This is a genomic window from Actinomadura meridiana, assembly GCF_039537545.1.
GTDB lineage: Bacteria > Actinomycetota > Actinomycetes > Streptosporangiales > Streptosporangiaceae > Spirillospora > Spirillospora meridiana.
On the sequence record NZ_BAABAS010000021.1, the window covers coordinates 353,744 to 371,195 of the forward strand.

Here is a 17,452-nt window from a genome sequence, read left to right on the forward strand (position 1 = left end):
TCGTGGAGGAACAATGGATTTCCAGCTCGACGAACAAAGCCTGCGAATGGCGGAGATCGGAAAACAGCTCGCGGCCGAAATCGCGCCCCGCGCCGCCGACGCCGACGAGCAGCGCGCCATTCCCACGGAAAGCTTCGCCGCCCTGCGCTCGGCGGGACTGTACGGGGCGGGTATCTCCACCGACCTGGGCGGGCTCGGCGCGCGGTCCATGGCGTGGCTCGCGACCGTCGAGCAGCTCGCGCAGGGCGACGCCTCGACGGCCCTCGGATTCAACATGCACTACGTGGCGACGCGCATCGCGGCGGAACTGCCGTCGTTCGACCCCGAGGTCAAGAAGCACGTGGCCGCGCTGGTGATCGACGACGGCGCGCTGATCTCGGCGCCGCTGTCCGAGCCGTCCTCGTCGAGCCTGCTGCCTGGAACGTTCCTGCCGACGGTGACGGCCACCCGCGCCGCCGACGGCGGGCTGCGCGTCAGCGGGACGAAGATGTTCGCGTCGATCTGGGAGGCGAGCGACTACGCCTTCATGTTCGCCCGTCCCGACTGGAGCGACGACCCGACGTCCGTCATCGCGTTCCTGCTCCCGGTCGAGCAGCCGGAGCACATCGTCGTCGAGGACGTCTGGCACACGCTCGGGATGCGGGCGACGCGCAGCAACAAGGTGAACATCACCGACGCGCACGTCCCGGCGGAACTCGTCCTCGGCCCGATCGACGACTTCGTCACCAACTGGATCGTCGCGCAGGCGGCCGTGAGCTGGGGCGGCTACACCGGCTGCTACCTCGGCCTCGCCGAGGGAATGGTGGGTTGGCTGACCGAGAACCTCGGCACCCGGACCGCCAAGGGCTACGCCCAGCCGATGGGCTACCACCCGACGATCAGCTCCGCGGTCGGCCGCGTCGCGACCCACGTCGAAGCCGCCCGGCTGATGATGTACCAGGCCGCGTGGAACGCCGACACGACCGGCCCGGGCCTCGGCACCTGCCACGCCTACCTGAAGGCCAAGCTGATGCTGGCGGACGCGATCGGACGCCTCGTCGAACTCGGCACCGCCGCGGGCGGCCTCAACGCGCTGATGCGTCCCAGGGGCTACGAGCGCATGCTCCGCGACGTGACCACGGCCGCGATCATGCCGCCCAACGCGTACGCCTGCGCCGAGATGGCCGGACTGATCACGATGGGGCTGGACCCGTCCCAGGCCCCCTCGCTCGCCACGGCCTGACGGAGAGGTGATCGAAATGCAGGAGGTCACCGAGGACGTCGCGGCGCTCAGACGGACCTTCGGGTGCTTCCCGTCCGGCGTGACCGCGGTGTGCGCCCTCGTCGACGGGACGCCGACCGGCATGGCGGCGAGCACGTTCACCTCGGTGTCCCTGGCCCCGCCGCTGGTGTCGATCTGCGTTCAGAACACGTCGGAGACCTGGCCGAAACTGCGGAACGCGCCGCGGCTCGGGCTGAGCGTGCTCGCGGAGAACCACAACGAAGCCTGCCTACGCCTGTCCCGCAAGGAGGGCGACCGCTTCACCGGGGTCGACTGGGAGGCCCGTCCGGGCGGTGGAGTGTTCGTCCTGGACGCCACCGCCTGGCTGGACTGCCGCCTCCACGACGAGATCCCGGCCGGCGACCACATGATCGTCCTCCTGGAGGTCCAATGCCTGGCGGCCAGGCCGGAAACCCCTCCACTGGTCTTCCACACCAGCCGCTTCCGCCGCCTGGCCCCAGCCTGACCACCGCCCCGTCAAGGAACTGGACGGCACGGGCACTGGCTGGCACGGGCACTGGCAGAGCCGCCAGCGCCCGTGCCAGTCGGCAGCGAGATGCCCCTCGCCTCGGTTCCCTCGGGCTCACCGCCGTCGTGGTCCCGCTCGGAGCGACTGGCTGGGCCGAACCCCTGCTGCCCGCGTCGTCGGTGCCGCCGATCAGTCCCGTTCGGGGTCTTGGTCGATGCGCTGTTGGAGTCGGGTGTTGATGCGCTGGGCTTCGGCGAGCTGGTCCTCCAGGATGATGATGCGGCAGGCCGCGTCCAGCGCGGTGCCCTGGTCGACCAGGTCGCGGGCGCGTTGGGCCAGGTGAAGCTGGTAGCGGGAGTAGCGGCGGTGCCCACCGGCCGAGCGTTGCGGGGCGAACAGTCTCGCGGCGTCCAGGCTGCGCAGGAACCCGGGGGTGACACCGAGGAGTTCGGCGGCGCGGCCCATGCTGTAGGCCGGATAGTCCTCGTCGTCGAGCTTGTCGTCCAGCCTGGTGTCGGATTCGTTCAGCATTGGGTCGGGCCGCGTGGGGTGCGGGTCGGGGTGGACTGGGTTGGTGCCGGGCCTGACCGGCTGAGGTGGGCTCACAAAACCTTCCGTACTGCCGTCTGCGTGTTTGTCGGTCTGTGCTTGCCGTCGCGGTAGGGGGTCGGGCATGACGGGGCCCCGGCGTCAAAGGGCGACGCCGGGGCCATGAGGTACAACACCATCTATCCGGCTCTGGGGCCGGTTGTCGTCCGCGCCAGCCGCCTGGGGCGGGGGCGCGGGGATCGCGGATGCGTGACCGTAGACCACCGTCCAATCTGTGGGGCTGCGGTACCCGCGCGGCGTCACTGAAGCCTGCGACGGGCGATCCCGATGGTGCCGAGGTCCTCCTTCCGTATTCTCCCTACCTGCGTTCTCTTCTCTGCTTGCCTTCTTGCTGCTGGCGGCCCGTTGGCCACCGGGCGCGCGTCCGGCTGTCGGGGTCCCTTTCACTGCGTTGACCCCGGCACGTCCGGTCTGCGCCATCCATCTGTCCGGGCAGTTCGTCATCTGCCCATCGCCGATGGCTCATCAGTGCCAACGTCCCCTGTCCGTCGGCGCGTGATCGGGGTCGGCCAGGGCGGACACTGTCAGCGTCCTCATGCGGCGGCATGCCCGTTTGTAGAACTTCAGCTGCATGTATCGGCCGAAGATCAGGAAGCCGAGACGGACGACGGGGTGGGACGCGGACGCGCCCTGCGAGAAGACGTGGATATGGAACTCGACCTCGCCCGTGTCGAGCCATTTGCGCACCTCCTGGCTCATCTGGCCACGTTCGAGGTGTCCTTCCAGCGTCTGGTAGTTCCAGCCCCACACTCTCGCCTGGCGTCCGTTCTTCTCGATGGTCGTGTCGACGACGCCGCCGACCCGGAGGCCGAGGTGGAAGCGCAGGCCGTAGAACCGGGCTTCGAGCAGCATGTCCCGGCCGGGCTCGGGCGGGCCCGAGCGACAGATCCGCCTGATGACGGCCGGGTCGGCGTACTCGTAGTTCCTGACGAGGCGGCGGGCGACCTCCCAGCTTCCCCCCGAGACGGGAGGACCCGGCGGCTCCGGGGGCAACTGCTGCCGGTAGTCGTCGACGTGCCAGCCCTTCTCGGACCTTTCCATGTCGTGCTGCCGTGGGTCGAAATTGAGGGAAAGGCGGTGCAGGTCGGCGTACCGCCGTCGCATGCGGCGAGGGGCGCGGCTTCTCCGGCGGACGGAGCCACGGCCCGCGCGAGGGGACGCGGCTCGCTGGACGGCCGCGTAGGTGGTGCCGCGAATCTGCTGGAACAGTCCTGCGGGGTGCAGTTCGGGTATCGGATGCAGGGTCGGATTGAAGCGCATTGGTTCACGCTCGTCACTGTGGGGTGGTCCCGTGAGCCGCAGGTCGCCGAACCGTTCCCACGGGCCGGACTCGGTCGCCACGACCAGATCGAAGAGCAGTGGCCGTTCGCGCAGTGCCCGCGCGAGGGTCGCGAGGTCGGCCGGTGTGCGACGCGTTCCCCGGGCGACCGCCCCCAGCAGGACGCGGCGATCACCGACCCGGTATGCCAGCAGGGAGCCGTAGAACGCGGGACTCCATTGGTTCGTCGGACGGAGCAGATGGCGGCCGAGAATGGTGCGCCCGGTCGTGGCCAGCAGCAGTTCGGCGGTTTCCCGATCGTCGGTCTCCGCTTCCGGCCGCGTCCATCGCAGCGCCAGTCCCAGGACGTCCGGCAGCGCGGACGGCAGCCCCAGCGCGCGGGAGAGCCGGGCTTTGCCGCGCAATTCCGTCTGGTCGTCCAGCAATGGCACTCCCCAGCGTTGGGACGTGCCGTGCAGGCGCAGGACGGCATCGACCACAAGGCCGTTCGGATGCAGCGGCCGGTTCCGCAGCCGCCGCGCCGCCAGCGCGAAACCCCGGGTGAACACCGCTTCGACGGCGCGAGCGACCGGCCGTCTCCGCCGCCCCGTCTCGGGGACTTCCCTTCGTTCCGTCTGGACCTCTACCTCCCCGGCCATGCGGCCGCCCGAGAGTTCGGCGACCCGCATGCAGAAATGTGACCACATGTGCAGTTGCATTTCCTTCGCGATGCCGACCTTCGCGTAGAGGAGCTCCGCCAGCCGGTCGCCGCTGCGCGCCCAGGACTCGATCATGAAGACCAGGCCGCCGTCGCGGCCCTCCGCCACCCGGAACTCGATCTCACCGGCCTCCATATGGCCGCGCAGGGTGGCGAACCGGAACGACACCGGTGTCCGCTCCACGACCCGGACGGGACAGTTCCACGGCCCCGGCATGTGGACCACGTATTCGTCGTCGGCCTTCAGCCGCCGGGAGCCTCCCGACGTCTTGTCGAAGACGGCGATCTCCACCGGCGACGCGGCGTTGAGATCGTCGCCCAGCCGGGTGATCAACTGTGCCGGGGTCAGCGGGCTGCCGGTGATCTGGACGATGTAGCGCCGTTGGAAGCTGGGGCCGACTCCCTGCCGCGCGCCTTGCATCCGGGCTCCGTCGCGTCGCGGGAACTGTCCGGCCTCCGGCAGCGCCCCCGCCCGGAGCCTGCGCCGCGAGACCCGCCGGGAGCGCCGCAGCCATCGCCACCCGGCGATGCCCATGCCCGCGGGCCAGCGTGCCGCCCGCGCCCGCCGCTTCCATCGTGTCCGCACAGCGTCCCCCGATGTTCGCCGTGTGTTCGCCGTGTGAGGTCCCCAACGCCCGTCCGGCCGGAACCCGCCCAGCCATACCCGTCCAAAACAGGTCAAACCGTGCACGCGCGGGCGCGGAGCCCGCCGCGGACCGGACAACGAACCCGTTATCGCCCGGCCGCGCCTGGTGGCCCTCATCGACAAGCGGGTCCTGGACGAGGCCGAGGAACTCCTGAAGCGGAACACGAACGTCGAATGGGGCCCGCTGGACCGTCCCGGTGGCTGACAGCCGTCCATCCGGGGGCCATGCCGGTCAGGAGGGGTCTGTCGTGCGTTCGCGGTCTGATGTGGGCCAGACGTATGGCAGGTCGTCGGGGACGTCGGGGAAGCGCGGCCGGTAGAACGTGGGGTCCTTCCGGACGAGCGCGGAGCGGTGGCTTCGGTGCAGCGCCGGATCGCCGAGCCAGGGCGGCACTTCACCGGCGTCCGCCAGCCGCTGTTGGTCGCGTGGCCGTTCGATGCCCGAGGCTTCGGCCAGCTCGGTGGTCAGCGTGGTGGCGCAGGTGTCGCGGTGCCCGAGGCTGGACCACCGGCGGCAGATCTCCAGCCCGTAGCGGACCAGCGCCTCTTCGTATCCGGTCCACATCCGCACGGCCGGGTGGTTGCGCCAGCCGTAGCCCGGGACGGTCAGGCCGCGGAGTATCTGGATTGCCTCGACGCGCTGTTTGCCGAGCCTGCGCTGGTCGAGGACCCGGGCCGTGGCGGCGAAGTCGGCGTGCGGAAGGAAGGTCTGCACGGTCCGCCCCCCGATCGTCCCGATGTTCGGAGGCCTCGACGGCCTGCCGCCGCCGTGCCGCCTACGGTGTCAGCGACGTTTCGGCGGGATCGGCGGCGCTCGGTTCGCGGAAGGTGTCGCGGACCGCGTCGGCCCGGAGCCGTTCCAGGACGGCGAGTTGGTCGTCCGCGCGTGCCTGGAGCAGCCGTAGTCGCTTGATGTCGAGTTCGGGTTCCTGGTCGGCGATGGCGAGGAGGGTGCGCCATCCGGTGCGTTTCCCCTCGACCGCGAGGGTCATGGCCTCCAGTTCCACCATGTCGCTCAGCGGCGAGTGGCGGACCAGGGCGCCGTTGAGCTTGGCGCGTCCCGCCTTTTCGGCCGCCGCCATCGCCAGGCTCTTGTATCGGCGAATCGGCAGCCCGAGCGACATGAGGATGTCCAGGAGGGCCCCACGGTCGGCGGCGATGTCGTCGGCCAGCCGCGCGACCTCGTCCGAGCCGCGATGAGCGCGCGTGAGCCTGCGGGCCAGGGCGACGCCAGTTGCGGCCGCCGCGAGGTGATCGTTGAGGTAGATGCCGAGAAGCCTTCGTGAGCGGTCGTCCATCCACCGCCGATACCCCGACCGAACCGCGTAAACGGGGCAGGTGCCCTGGGCGCCACCTCGGCAGTGTCAGGTGGCCGTGGCGGCGCAGACGAACGTGGTCGTCGAGCTGGACGAGCCGATCGTCGTCGTCCGGCCCCTGGGCGAACGGGCCATGGCGCGGACGATCCGCTTCTACGCCGACGACCCCGCCACGGTGATCGGCCTCTTCACCGGCGTCCGGGCGGCAACCCCCGCAACGCCTCGGCCATCTCGGGCGAGACCGCCGAGTCGGCGCTGAGCTCCGCCTCGTCCAGCAGCCCGGCCAGCCGCTCCGGCTCGGGCAGCAGCCCGACATGGTGGTAATGCCGCACGGCCCGGGTCGACACCCTGACCAGCGCGGCCAGCTCCCCGATCCGCATTCCCCCATTACAAACGTTGCCGCCACGTCAAGGTCAACCCCGCCGGGCGCCCCACCCGAAGCCCCCTTCGGGCACAGACCATGCACCACCTACCTCGGCTCTGACCTGCGACAGCGAGTTTGAAGACGCCGGAGCGGCCACTTCCAGTCAGCGATCTTCGTATCCCCACCAGAGGGCTCACCGCTCCTCTCCGACGCGCCGCCACACATCCCATTGCGCGCGGTCGGTTCCGCGACGCGTCCGTAGTTGAAGGCGGTCAAGTAAGGCCGCCCGGTCTTGGTAGAGCGTCGCCCGTTGAACCTGGGAGGGGCCCGCCTCCGGGCGGGTTGGAGTGGAGGCGGGCCCGGTGCCTGGTCAGCAGAAGGCGTACAGGTAGGCGTCGGCGCGGCGTCCGCCGGAGTCGAAGACGGTGGCCGAGACGTAGGGGTTGTTGACGCCGCGGCAGGTCCCCTCAAGGGTGACGTAGTTCTCGTCGTAGTGGTTGGTTCGGCGGGCCATGCCGGTGTTCGAGCTGATCTGGACCTGGTCGGGGTCGGTGCCGCCTGTCCAGGAGAGATAGCAGGAGTAGTGGCGGTAGTAATCCGAACCGTCCCCGTCACAGCTGAACGCGGTGATCTCCAGGGGCGGCCCGAGCAGGCACAGGTTCAGGATGGTGGCGTTGTAGTCGAACTGCCGCGGCAGGTCCCCGTTGTGGTCGCCTTCCCGGCCGGTCAGGTGACCGATCTCATGCAGGACGGCGATGGTGCGCTGCTGATCGGCCGAAGGGGCGAACGCGGCGGCGGGGGAGATCGGCAGGCCCGGGTCGGCCGCGAAGAAATCGGGGTGCACGGTGATCTTGCCACGGACCCCACCGCGAATCGGCGAGGACGCGACGGCGCCCGCGGGCTGGCCCGCGGGGACCGGACCCGGAACGATCTCCGCGCGCACCGCCACCTGCTGGGGATCGCGGTCATCCGGCGGCTGGAAGTCCGGGCCGGTCAGGTACTGCCTGCAATCGGCACGCAGTAGCGCGAGCTGGGCGCGGAAACGGGCTTGGTCTATCAAGCCCTGCTGATCCGCCGCCGCCGGGGCACTGGTGATGACCAGGAAAGAACCGGCGACGACGATTGCCGCGATTATGGCGGACAACAGCCGTCGGCTCCAGCCCCCGACTGGTCGGTGGCGAGGCGGTGGGGCAGTACTTCTTTCCCCCAGGAGGAGGTCGGCGTGGTTGGAGGCCGACGTGGAGTCGGTAGGTCTTGGTGAGACGGGCTTCATGGGCTCTCCCTGCCATGCGAATCGACTGATCACCGTCCATTCGCGCGACAGCGCCGTGCGGATGGCTCAACGGCCACGCACGATCGGCGGCTGCCCGGCGCCGTCCAATACCAGGGTGGGCTCTGTGGGGTTGCCTTTGCTCGGAGGGGATGGACGGGTCTTTGGTTGTCAGCAGGGGCCGTCGTCGGTCCAGACGTCTTGGGAGTTGTCGCCGGGGACGTCGCCTTGGGTCCACCATCTGGCGGTCCAGGTGTGGTCGTTGTAGGAGACTTTCTGGCCGCCGGTGTAGGCCACTGAGGATTCCCACGCGGAGTCGGCGCATGACCCGGGGGTGTTGTCGGTCTTCCAGGGCACCTGGCTTGATCGGTAGAAGTCGACACCCATGATCTGCCACCGTGGTCCCTGCGCGGCCAGGCGTTGCCGGAAGGCGCTCCAGTTGTGGGTGGATTGCGGTGACCAGCCGAGTTCGGCGATGGCGGGCAGCCGGGGGAAGGCCATGAATTCTATGTCGTCGATGTTCAGCAGGGTCTCCGACCACAGCGGGGCCTCGACCCCGGACACCTGCGATTCGTTTACGCCGGTCAGGTGTGCTCCGGGATTCCACTCGTAGGCGGTTTGCACCTCGATGAAGCCCGCCCAGTTCTGCCCGAGACGCGTGCTGGAGTTGTATTTCATGTCGAGGTAGGACTTGTTGGCCGGTGACATGAGGATCTTGTTGCCTCGACGCGCCGCCGCCTGAACGCCCGCGTGCGATGTGGCCGTCCCCCAATATTGCGGGACGGCGGAGGTGGGCGGGGTGGCGTCGACGATGTCGTGCCAACCCATCGCGGTCTTTCCCTGCTGCTGGACGAGTGGCAGCACCCGGTTGAGGAAGGTGATGTAGTCCTGCTGGGGTGTGGAACTGGCCTCGTCGCCGCCGATGTGGAGGTAGGGGCCGGGGGTGAGCGCCGCGACCTCGCGAATGACGTCGCCGACGAACTTGTAGGTGACGTCCTTGCTGATGCATAGCGAGCTGTAGCCGACCTCGACGTCGGTTCGACGGGGCGGCGCGGTGTTGTTGCAGTTGAGTTCCGCGTAGGAGGCCAGCGCCGCGTTGGTGTGGCCGGGCAGGTCGATCTCGGGGACGACGGTGATGTGGCGGCTTTCGGCGTAGGCGACGATGTCGCGATACTGGTCCTGGGTGTAGTACCCGCCGGGGGTGCCACCGACTTCGAGTTCGCCGCCGTACGTCGCCAGCCGGGGCCAACTGTTGATCTGTATGCGCCAGCCCTGGTCATCGGTCAGATGCAGATGCAAATAGTTGACCTTGTAGAGAGAGATCTCATCGACGTACCGCTTGACCTCGTCGACGGTGAAGAAATGGCGGGCGACATCGAGGTGGGCGCCGCGATAGGCGAACCGCGGATAGTCGACGATGTGGCCGCCTGGGACGACCCACGGACCCGGCTGCGTGCTGGTGCTCTCGATCGCCGCCGGGAGAAGCTGCCGCAGCGTCTGCACACCCGCGAACAGACCGGCGGGCTGCTTGGCCCGGATCACCACCGCGGACGCCGTGACGTCCAACTGGTAGCCCTGGTCACCCACGGTCGGGTCGGCGCCGGTGAGCAGCAACGAAATGCCGTCGGCGGGCGCAGCGGGCGCGTCCTTGACCGGCAGCGGGTAGCCGGTCGACCGGCGCAGAAGCGCGGCGAGATAGTCACCCACCCCGGACGAACCGGACTGGACATAGATCGCCGTATCGCTTGTGACCGCGTAGTCGGCGCCCGTGGCCGGTTCGACCTTGACCGGCACCGGAACCACGTCCTGCATACTCGCGACCTGGACGGCGGGCGCCGCGTGCACCCCCGCCCGCACCCCCGGCCCCGCACCCGCCACGAACAGTGTCAGCGAGGACAGGACGACCAAGAACTGCTTGGAGCGCGATCGTGCACGCGGAAGCCGGGCGACGTTCATCAGGGCGGACCCTTCAGCGGCGGGAAATTGAAAGGTTTGTTGCCAGTTAGACGGCTTCCCGCCCCGCTGTCAAGGGGCTCCGGCGGTTGGGTGGTGCCCCGAGTCTCAGAGGATGGCCAGTCTTAGGCCGAACGTCATCAGGACGAGCCCGACGAACAGGTCCGAGGCGCGGACCATGCGCGGTGCGAGGAAGAGCTTGCCCAGCCGGTGGACGACACCGATCCAGATCGCGAGCCACGCCATTCCCATGCCGAGATACACCGCCATGAGCACGGCTGTCGACGGACCCGTCCGCGCGCCCGGAGGGACGAACTGCGGGAGGTAGGCGATCAGGAACACGCCGACCTTCGGGTTCAGGCCGGTGCAGGCCAACCCTTGGAAGTACGCCCGCCGCGCCCGGTCCGGCGCTCCCTGCACGTCGCCGTCGGGGGCGGCGGTCGGTCTGACCGCCGCCCGGACGAAGAACGCCCCGAACAGGGTGAGCGTCGCCGCGCCCAGTAACCGCAGCAGGTTCGGTGGGATGAGCACGGCGACGCCGACGAAACCGATGGCCGCCTGGAGCGCGCCCGCGTTGATCATTCCGGCCGCCGCCGCCATGGCGGGACGCCGTCCGCGCCGCAGCACCGTTCGGGTGATGAACGCGAGGTCCGGCCCGGGCGCCATGATGACGAGCGCGGAACTGGTCAGGAAGGCGAGCGTGATCACCCACACCGGACCGCGCCGCTAACCGGACCTGTCGGCCCGGGCCACCGTCTGACGTCGCGCCGTCCGCTCACCGGCGGGAGGCTCCTCCGTGATCTCCCGCGCGTGGGTGGAGCGGTAGGCCGCCACCGCCGCGACGAACGCCGAGGCCGCGAGGGCCGCGCAGACGACCGAGAAGGCGTGCGTGGCGGGGTCCCGTCCGCCGTCCGGTGCTTCGCTCAGGTAGAACGTGCCCCACACGGCGACGCCCAGGGTGCCCGCGACCTGGAGAACCGTGCTGTGGATGCCGCTGAAGTCGGGCGCGTACCGTCCCGGCAGCGAGGCCGTCAGATGGGCGATCATCGAGTTGAACCCCGTGCCCAGTCCGGCACCGCCGAGACCCAGCAGCGTCATCAGCAGGACGCCGTTGTGGACGCCCAGGCCCGTGGCGACGCTCAGCAGCACGTACACCAGTGCGAGGAACAGGTAGCCGGTCGCCGGGGTCAGCGGGCTCCACCGTTTGGGCACGCGCCGGACGCCGAATCCTGCGACGCCGAACGCGATCACCCACGACAGCAGGGCGAGCCCGGAGTAGAGCGGGCTGTGGCCGAGTCCCTGCTGGAGGTACAGCGCGAGCGTGAACAGCACGGCGAAGTAGGACGACTGGACCGCCATCTGCGCGACCAGGCCCCAGGCGATCCGCGGCCAGGTCATGATTTGCAGATTGAGGAGCGGATATCCGCCGCGCGCGGCCACACGCCGTTCGACCGCCACGAACAGCACCAGCGCCGGGACGCTGGCCGCGAGCGCCGCGAACGCCCACGCGGGCCACCCCTGCTCGCGGCCCATCACCAGCGGGACGACCAGCAGCAGGATCGCGGCGAGGATGGCGACCACCCCGCCCAGATCGAGTTTCTTGGCGGGACCGCGGTCGTCGATGTGGTCGACGGGCAGATACCGCAACGCCGCGACGAGCAGGATCGCGCCGATCGGCACGTTGATGAGGAACAGCGGCCGCCAGTCGGCGCCGAACAGGTCGGCCCAGAGCAGCACGCCACCGAGAACCTGACCGGCGACCGCCCCTCCGGCGAGCGAGAGCGCGTAGTAGGCGAAGGCGCGTCCACGCGCGGGGCCGGTGAAGTTCAGTTGGATCCCGGTGAGCACCTGCGGAACCATGAGCGCCGCGCCGACGCCTTGGACGAGCCGCCCGGCGATGAGCGTCCCGGCGTTCGGGGCCAGCCCGCACCACAGCGACGCCGCGGTGAAGACCACCAGACCGACAATGAACATTCGCCGGTATCCGCGCATGTCACCGAGTCGCGCCCCGGTCACCAGCAACACCGCGTAGGCGAGGATGTAGCCGGAGACTATTAGGCCGTGTCCGGTAGATCTTGGGTGAGGTCGCGGAGCCAGATCTTGATGGAGGCGACGTCGATGGTGCCGTCGTAGACGAACGCCCTCTTGTCGTAGCGGGTTGCGACCGCCCGGAACTGCTTGAGCTTGCTGATGCAGCGTTCGACGACGTTGCGGTCCTTGTAGGCCTGGGAGTCGAACGCGACCGGGCGACCGCCTGCCGCGCCACGGCGCTTACGCCATTTCTGCTGGTCGGTCTTCTCCGGGATGACCGCCTTGATGCCCCGGCGGCGGAGATGGGCGCGGATGGCTCGGCTGGAGTAGGCCTTGTCGGCTAGCACACGGCCGGGCCGGACTCGATCGCGGCCGATGCCGCAGCGTTTGATGCGGACCTGGCCGAGCACTCTCAGCAACATCGTGCCGTCGAATCGCTGGCCCGGTGAGGTCAGCCGGGCGATCGGCCGGCAGCGCCGGTCGGCGGCCAGGTGAATCTTGGTGGTGAGCCCACCGCGGGACCGGCCCAGTGCCTCCCGGCCGTCGGATTCGTCCCTTCTCAGGTCCCCCTTTTGCGGAGCCGACGCGGTCGGCGATGCCGGGCTCCGGCCGCGTGCTGGTGCGCACGCACCGCGGTGGAGTCGACCCCGACCGTCCAATCATCGCCCTCGGCCAGGTCGGCCCCGATCCGGAGCTCATCCAGGATCCGGCGCCAGGTTCCGTCCGCTGACCAGCGGCGATGTCGCTCGTAGCAGGTCTTCCACGGCCCGAACCGTTCCGGCAGATCCCGCCACGGCACCCCCGTCCGAACCCGGTACAAGATGCCCGACACCACTCGCCGGTGGTCGACCCACTGACCACCACGACCACCAGAAGATGGCAGGAGCGGCGCAAGCCGCTCCCACTCCGCATCAGTCAGCTCGAACCGCCGCGTCACCGACCAACAACTACCGAACCGATAGATCAAGATCTACCGGACACGCCCTAGAAGGAGGCTCAGGGAGGGCGACACCGCCCTCTTGATCGCAGTGCACACGTCACCGATGGGCCGGCCTGAAACCTAGGAGCAGCGCCTCATCGGTGTTTTAGCATGGATTGGTATAGGCCCAGAATCTGACCGGTGACGACGGGCCAGGAGAAGCGATCGGCGTTGGCGGCCCCGGCTGCTCCCATGTTGCTACGTGTCCGGGGGCTGCTGAGGAGGGAGACTAGGGCGGTCGCGAGGGCATCTGGGTTGGCCGCCGGAATCAGTAGTCCCGTTCGTCCGTCGTGGACATGGTGTTTGAGGCCGCCGACCGCAGATGCTATGACGGGGATTCCGCAGGCGGCGGCTTCGAGGGCGGCGGTGCCGAAGGGTTCGTAGTGCGGTGCGCAGACGAATATATCGGCGGACCGTAGCAGCTCGGGGACGCGTTTATGAGAGATGCGTCCGAGGAATTCGGTTCTGCTGTCGACTTCGAGTCTTCGGGCGCGGTCGCGCAGGCGTCGTACGGTGGGATCCGCGGATAGGGCGTCTGGCGCTGGGCCGCCTGCGATGAGCAGTTCGGCGTTGAATGTTTCGGCTACCTGTGCGAAGCCGCCGATGACCGTGTCGACACCTTTTCGAGGGACCATGCGTCCGACGGTCACCACTCGAAGGCGGTCGTTACGCGGGAAGGCGTCGCCGTGGGGTGTGAAGCGGTCCAGGTTCACGCCCACGGGGATTGTCGTGATCTTGCTCGGTGGGATGCCGTTCGGACCGGTGAGGTAGTCGACCTCTTCGGGGGTTAGAGCGATGATGGCATCGGCGACTTGTCCAACGGCGCGTTCGGACCCGACTCTCTCTCTCTCGTTGATCGTTTGGTGCGGGGTGGGGTGGTAGGCGATTCGTTCCAGTCCCAGGGCATGGAAGGTTGTGACGACGGGGATCGCGGTGCGGCGTGTCCCGGCGAGGGCGGCGATGCCGCTCATCCAGTAGTGGGCGTGGACCAGGTCGGGTGGTTCCTCTTGCCAGTGCAGGGCGAGTTGGTCGCCGAAGTCGCCCATCAGCGGCGCCAGGTCCTCTTTGGGGAGTTGCCGGGCAGGTCCGGCAGGGATGTGGATCACCTGGACCCGGGGGGCCAGGCGGACACGTGCGGGTTGATGTGGGGAGGTGCGTCGGGTGAACACCGTGACGTGGTGGCCCTGGGCGGCCAGGGCGAGGGAGAGTTCACGGACGTAGATGTTCTGGCCCCCCGCGTCGGTGCTGCCGATGTCCTCGGCGAGGGGGCTGGCATGCTCCGATACCTGGGCGATGCTGAGTGGGAAATCGGGCATGTAGGCAGTATCGCCCACCCTGGGCTCGTGGGGCACGGTCGTCTGGAGTGGATCGCGTGGACAAGGGCTACGGCGATCACGGAGACTCGTGCCATGGAGAACCCGGTAGGTGGCGGACACGAGACTGGTTCCGGTGCGTCAGCGGGCCGTGACGTTCACCAGGATGGGCAGTTCGTGGCAGGCCGTGATACTCACATCGGAACGATGAGTATCCATTACCACCAGGGCGACGGTCCGCGGTCCAGAGGCCCGGCTGCCGGGTTACGTCGTGGGGTGACGACCTTCATCGGTCGGACCGAGCAACGCGAGAATCTGGGCAGATTGCTGGACTACCAGCACAACCCGTTCCCGTTGGTGAATGTTCTTAACGGGCCGGGGTGCGGGAAGACCTCGCTGGCCCTTCGTGTGGCGCGAGATGTCGCTGCGGGCTATCCCGGTGGGCAGCTGTTCTTGGAACTGAGCCAGGCGGGCCTGCCGGAACTGGACGCCTTCGAAGCGCTGTTCCGGCTGCTGCTTCAACTTGGTCTTCCCGAGAACCGGATTCCTGAAAGTCTCTCGGGTCGTATCGAGGTCTTCCACGCTGAGCTGCGGAAACCGACGTTGCTTCTGCTCGACAGTGTGACGTCGGTCAGTCAGGTCCTGGAGTTGTTGCCTAACCGCCCTGACTGCGGGGTCCTCATGACGTCCCGGCGTAGCTTCTCCGAGCTGGAAGGTATTCGGGAGATGGATCTGGGCAGTATGCCCGATGACGAGGCCCACGCCTTGCTGGAGACGCGGATCGGCGCGGATCGTGTCGCTGCCGAGCCGGACGCGGCGCGCAGGATCGTCCAATTGTGCGGAGGGCTGCCGTTGGCCCTGCACATGGCCGGGGCCCAACTCACCAAACCGGCGAACAAACGGCTGCCGTTGAGTAGGTTCGCCGACCGTCTTGCCGCCGAACGGCTGGATCTACTCCAGACCGACAACCTGGACCTGAGGTCCAGCTTCTCCGTCAGCTATCAGGAACTCAGCCCGCAGGCCGCGCGGCACTTCCGGCTGCTGAGCCTGATCGCGGTCCCCGACTTTGGGACCGCGTTGGCGGTGGCCGTCGACGGCACCGCGGCAGGGGAGGAGACACTCGCTGAACTGCTCAACACTCACCTGATCGAACCGGTCGGCGAGGATCGTTGCCGGTTTCATGACCTGGTCAAGGTCTTCGCGCAGGAAAGAGCCGCCGCCGAGGACACCGGCGACGAACGGGAAGCGGCTGTAGACCGTGCCCTGGCCTGGGCCGTTGAGACCGTCACCCATTGGGGCAGCCATATCGGTGTCGACGGTCGACGCACGGCCGACGACGCCGCGTACGAGGCGGCGCTGCGGGGACTCGACAGCGAGCACCGTGCCCTGATGGCCCTCGTGCGTCAGGCCGCCGAGACCGGACGTGACGATGTTCCATGGCGTCTCGTCTCGCACCTGGCGGGCTATTTCGAAGTCCGGGGCGATTGGTCGGATTGGCTGGAGAGCGCGGAATTGGCGATGGAGTCCGCTTCCAGGCTCACTGATCCCTTCGCGCTGGCCGTCGCACGGCACATGCGTTCGTGGCCGTTGCGGCAGTATCGGCGGCTGACCGAGGCGATCGAGGAGAGCGTCGCGGCGCTGGCCCTGCTGCGGAACGTCCCCGCCGAAGAGGTGCCGCGCGCCGATGTGCTGTCGCACCTGGGCACGCTGTATCGCGAGAGCCATCGGTACGACGAGGCAGAGCACTGCTTGGACCAGGCCGCCGAGATCTTCCGCGCCGTCGCCGACCCCCATGGCGAGGGCCTGGTGCTCCGAACGCTGGGGCACGTCCAGTTCTGGCGCCGTGACCTGGACGGCGCGGAAATCACCCTCACTCGTGCGATCAGCCTGCTAAGCAGCGTGGGGGACCAGGCAGCCGAAGGCTGGTCGCACAACAACCTGTGCTCCGTGCGCGGCGCGCAATGGCGCTACGAGGATGCCGAGCAACACCATCAGGAGGCGTTGCGCATCTTTGAGCGCATCGAGCACCGGCAGGGCCAGGCATGGGCTCACAACCATCTGGGCCGGATTCTCCGCCAGTACGGCCGGACCGCTGAGGCAATCGAACACAACAGCCAAGCCCTGGAGTTGTTCGTCGAGATCGGCGATCTCTACGGCCGGGGCTGGGCACTCGTACATTTGGGGGTGGCGCGCCAGGATCCTGAGCAACTACAGGAAGCGAAGCGCATATTCGCTGGCATGGACGTTCCCGAACAGGATGGCCTGGGCACCACCTTGCTGTGGCAGGGGCATTTCCAGCGCGACCCGGCATTGCTGAATGAAGCAATCGGTCATTTCGAAGTCGTCGGCAGCCTCCTCGGCCAGGGAAACGCACTCAGGGAACGCGCCGATCTTGAACGCCGCACAGGAGACCACCGGGCTGCGGCACGTTCGTACGAAAACGCGTTGACCTTCCTGCGACGGGCCGCCGACCCGCACGGCGAAGCGCTCGCACTCCTCGGTCTCGCCGAAATTGATCCGGCCGCCGACCACGCCGCTGCGGCCGAGGCCATCCTCACCCGCCTCGGCCTCAACCGACCCTGAGGAAACAACATGGAACCAGTCACCCTGGCCGCCGCCGCAGTCGGCGCACTCGTCCCCTACCTCAGCCAGCTCGCTGGCGGAAGTCTGGCCCGCCTCGGCGAAGCCGCATCGGACAGCGCCTCCCAGCACATCGTGGAGCTCTACCGGACGATCCGCAGCCGCGTGACCGGTACCCCCTACGAAGAAGCCGTTCTTGACGGCGCCGAAGCCCAACCCGACAACGAAGGCCGACGGGCCGCCCTGCAGAACGCACTCGCCGAACTTCTCGCGGCCGACCCCGACTTCGCCGCCCGCCTGGAACAACTCCTCGAACAGGTCAACCACGCCGAGATCCGTCAACTCCAGATCACCGATTCCGGAGCCGTAGCCGCCAACGACTTTCACCAATCGGGCACCTACGTGGCTGGCCGCGACCTACACATCGGCGATGCGGCCAACCCGGAGTCCTAGCCGCCAGCCAGCCGTGGGCACGGGGGAGGCTGACGGGACATGTTCGGTCGAGCTCAGCGGTGGGGCACTCCTAGCGCACCGACGCGGTCCGTCAGGCATCGCCTCCTCTGCCTGGTAAGGATTCGGCGAGTAACGAGGTTACGCCCGGAGTGTTCGCCGGACGCCGACCCTACGCATCTTCCCCCTGGTGGCTGCGGTCCGACGGCGGGAGCTGCGTCGCACTGGTGCGGCG

General features: G+C 68.5%; 15 protein-coding genes and 1 pseudogene. 5 read left to right on the top strand and 11 right to left on the bottom strand.

What is annotated here, in order from left to right; all coding sequences use genetic code 11:
- Window positions 1-13: 13 nt before the first annotated feature.
- Window positions 14-1,222, top strand: a complete 1,209-nt coding sequence (locus ABD808_RS31370; protein ID WP_344904495.1) for an acyl-CoA dehydrogenase family protein — start codon at window positions 14-16, stop codon at window positions 1,220-1,222.
- A gap of 16 nt (window positions 1,223-1,238) precedes the next feature.
- Complete coding sequence (locus ABD808_RS31375) at window positions 1,239-1,727, top strand: flavin reductase family protein (RefSeq protein WP_344904498.1); 489 nt, start codon at window positions 1,239-1,241, stop codon at window positions 1,725-1,727.
- Between the two features lie 192 nt (window positions 1,728-1,919).
- Here the strand turns inward: ABD808_RS31375 and ABD808_RS31380 are convergent, their stop codons facing one another.
- Window positions 1,920-2,261 carry a MerR family transcriptional regulator gene (locus ABD808_RS31380; RefSeq protein ID WP_344904574.1) on the bottom strand — a complete coding sequence of 114 codons (342 nt, stop codon included), beginning with the start codon at window positions 2,259-2,261 and terminating at the stop codon, window positions 1,920-1,922.
- A 543-nt stretch (window positions 2,262-2,804) separates the two neighbouring features.
- Entirely contained in the window at window positions 2,805-4,901 is a 2,097-nt protein-coding gene (locus tag ABD808_RS31385) for a DUF1990 family protein (RefSeq protein ID WP_344904500.1), read from the bottom strand.
- A 97-nt stretch (window positions 4,902-4,998) separates the two neighbouring features.
- Between ABD808_RS31385 and ABD808_RS31390 the strand changes: the two are divergent.
- Window positions 4,999-5,166: pseudogene (locus tag ABD808_RS31390) on the top strand (DUF6098 family protein); the annotation flags it as partial.
- Window positions 5,167-5,193: 27 nt separating this feature from the next.
- Here the strand turns inward: ABD808_RS31390 and ABD808_RS31395 are convergent.
- The 9 genes from ABD808_RS31395 to ABD808_RS31435 all read right to left on the bottom strand — a co-directional run bounded on the left by ABD808_RS31395 (window position 5,194) and on the right by ABD808_RS31435 (window position 14,190).
- The gene (locus ABD808_RS31395; RefSeq protein ID WP_344904503.1) at window positions 5,194-5,676 is read right to left on the bottom strand and encodes an MSMEG_6728 family protein; all 483 of its coding nucleotides are present in this window, start codon (window positions 5,674-5,676) and stop codon (window positions 5,194-5,196) included.
- Window positions 5,677-5,737: 61 nt separating this feature from the next.
- The gene (locus ABD808_RS31400) at window positions 5,738-6,259 is read right to left on the bottom strand and encodes a hypothetical protein (protein WP_344904506.1); all 522 of its coding nucleotides are present in this window, start codon (window positions 6,257-6,259) and stop codon (window positions 5,738-5,740) included.
- Window positions 6,260-6,465: 206 nt separating this feature from the next.
- Window positions 6,466-6,657, bottom strand: coding sequence for a MerR family transcriptional regulator (locus tag ABD808_RS31405; protein ID WP_344904508.1), 192 nt, complete (start codon window positions 6,655-6,657; stop codon window positions 6,466-6,468).
- A gap of 354 nt (window positions 6,658-7,011) precedes the next feature.
- Window positions 7,012-7,785, bottom strand: a complete 774-nt coding sequence (locus ABD808_RS31410; RefSeq protein ID WP_344904510.1) for a hypothetical protein — start codon at window positions 7,783-7,785, stop codon at window positions 7,012-7,014.
- A gap of 297 nt (window positions 7,786-8,082) precedes the next feature.
- Window positions 8,083-9,867: a family 20 glycosylhydrolase gene (locus ABD808_RS31415; protein ID WP_344904512.1), complete on the bottom strand. Its 1,785-nt coding sequence runs from the start codon at window positions 9,865-9,867 to the stop codon at window positions 8,083-8,085.
- Between the two features lie 105 nt (window positions 9,868-9,972).
- Window positions 9,973-10,572, bottom strand: a complete 600-nt coding sequence (locus tag ABD808_RS31420) for a LysE family translocator (protein WP_344904514.1) — start codon at window positions 10,570-10,572, stop codon at window positions 9,973-9,975.
- 18 nt (window positions 10,573-10,590) lie between these two features.
- Window positions 10,591-11,889 (bottom strand): MFS transporter, encoded by a 1,299-nt coding sequence (locus tag ABD808_RS31425; RefSeq protein ID WP_344904516.1) that lies wholly within the window; start codon window positions 11,887-11,889, stop codon window positions 10,591-10,593.
- Window positions 11,890-11,918: 29 nt separating this feature from the next.
- Window positions 11,919-12,832, bottom strand: a protein-coding gene (locus ABD808_RS31430; protein ID WP_344904517.1) for an IS5 family transposase whose coding sequence is annotated in 2 segments (ribosomal slippage) — window positions 11,919-12,457 and window positions 12,457-12,832 — 915 coding nt in all. Because the reading frame shifts where the segments join, the coding sequence is not laid out codon by codon here.
- Between the two features lie 137 nt (window positions 12,833-12,969).
- Window positions 12,970-14,190: a glycosyltransferase gene (locus ABD808_RS31435; RefSeq protein ID WP_344904520.1), complete on the bottom strand. Its 1,221-nt coding sequence runs from the start codon at window positions 14,188-14,190 to the stop codon at window positions 12,970-12,972.
- A gap of 273 nt (window positions 14,191-14,463) precedes the next feature.
- On the opposite strand from ABD808_RS31435, the gene ABD808_RS31440 reads away from it, so the two are divergent.
- Both ABD808_RS31440 and ABD808_RS31445 read left to right on the top strand, forming a co-directional pair.
- Window positions 14,464-16,770, top strand: coding sequence for a tetratricopeptide repeat protein (locus ABD808_RS31440; protein ID WP_344904523.1), 2,307 nt, complete (start codon window positions 14,464-14,466; stop codon window positions 16,768-16,770).
- Window positions 16,771-16,779: 9 nt separating this feature from the next.
- Entirely contained in the window at window positions 16,780-17,220 is a 441-nt protein-coding gene (locus ABD808_RS31445; protein ID WP_344904527.1) for a hypothetical protein, read from the top strand.
- Window positions 17,221-17,452: the final 232 nt, after the last annotated feature.

Coding starts and splice junctions, on each gene's coding strand:
- ABD808_RS31370 (WP_344904495.1), top strand. CDS start 14: ATGGATTTCCAGCTCGACGAACAAAGCCTGCGAATGGCGGAGATCGGA.
- ABD808_RS31375 (WP_344904498.1), top strand. CDS start 1,239: ATGCAGGAGGTCACCGAGGACGTCGCGGCGCTCAGACGGACCTTCGGG.
- ABD808_RS31380 (WP_344904574.1), bottom strand. CDS start 2,261: ATGCTGAACGAATCCGACACCAGGCTGGACGACAAGCTCGACGACGAG.
- ABD808_RS31400 (WP_344904506.1), bottom strand. CDS start 6,259: ATGGACGACCGCTCACGAAGGCTTCTCGGCATCTACCTCAACGATCAC.
- ABD808_RS31405 (WP_344904508.1), bottom strand. CDS start 6,657: ATGCGGATCGGGGAGCTGGCCGCGCTGGTCAGGGTGTCGACCCGGGCC.
- ABD808_RS31415 (WP_344904512.1), bottom strand. CDS start 9,867: ATGAACGTCGCCCGGCTTCCGCGTGCACGATCGCGCTCCAAGCAGTTC.
- ABD808_RS31435 (WP_344904520.1), bottom strand. CDS start 14,190: ATGCCCGATTTCCCACTCAGCATCGCCCAGGTATCGGAGCATGCCAGC.
- ABD808_RS31445 (WP_344904527.1), top strand. CDS start 16,780: ATGGAACCAGTCACCCTGGCCGCCGCCGCAGTCGGCGCACTCGTCCCC.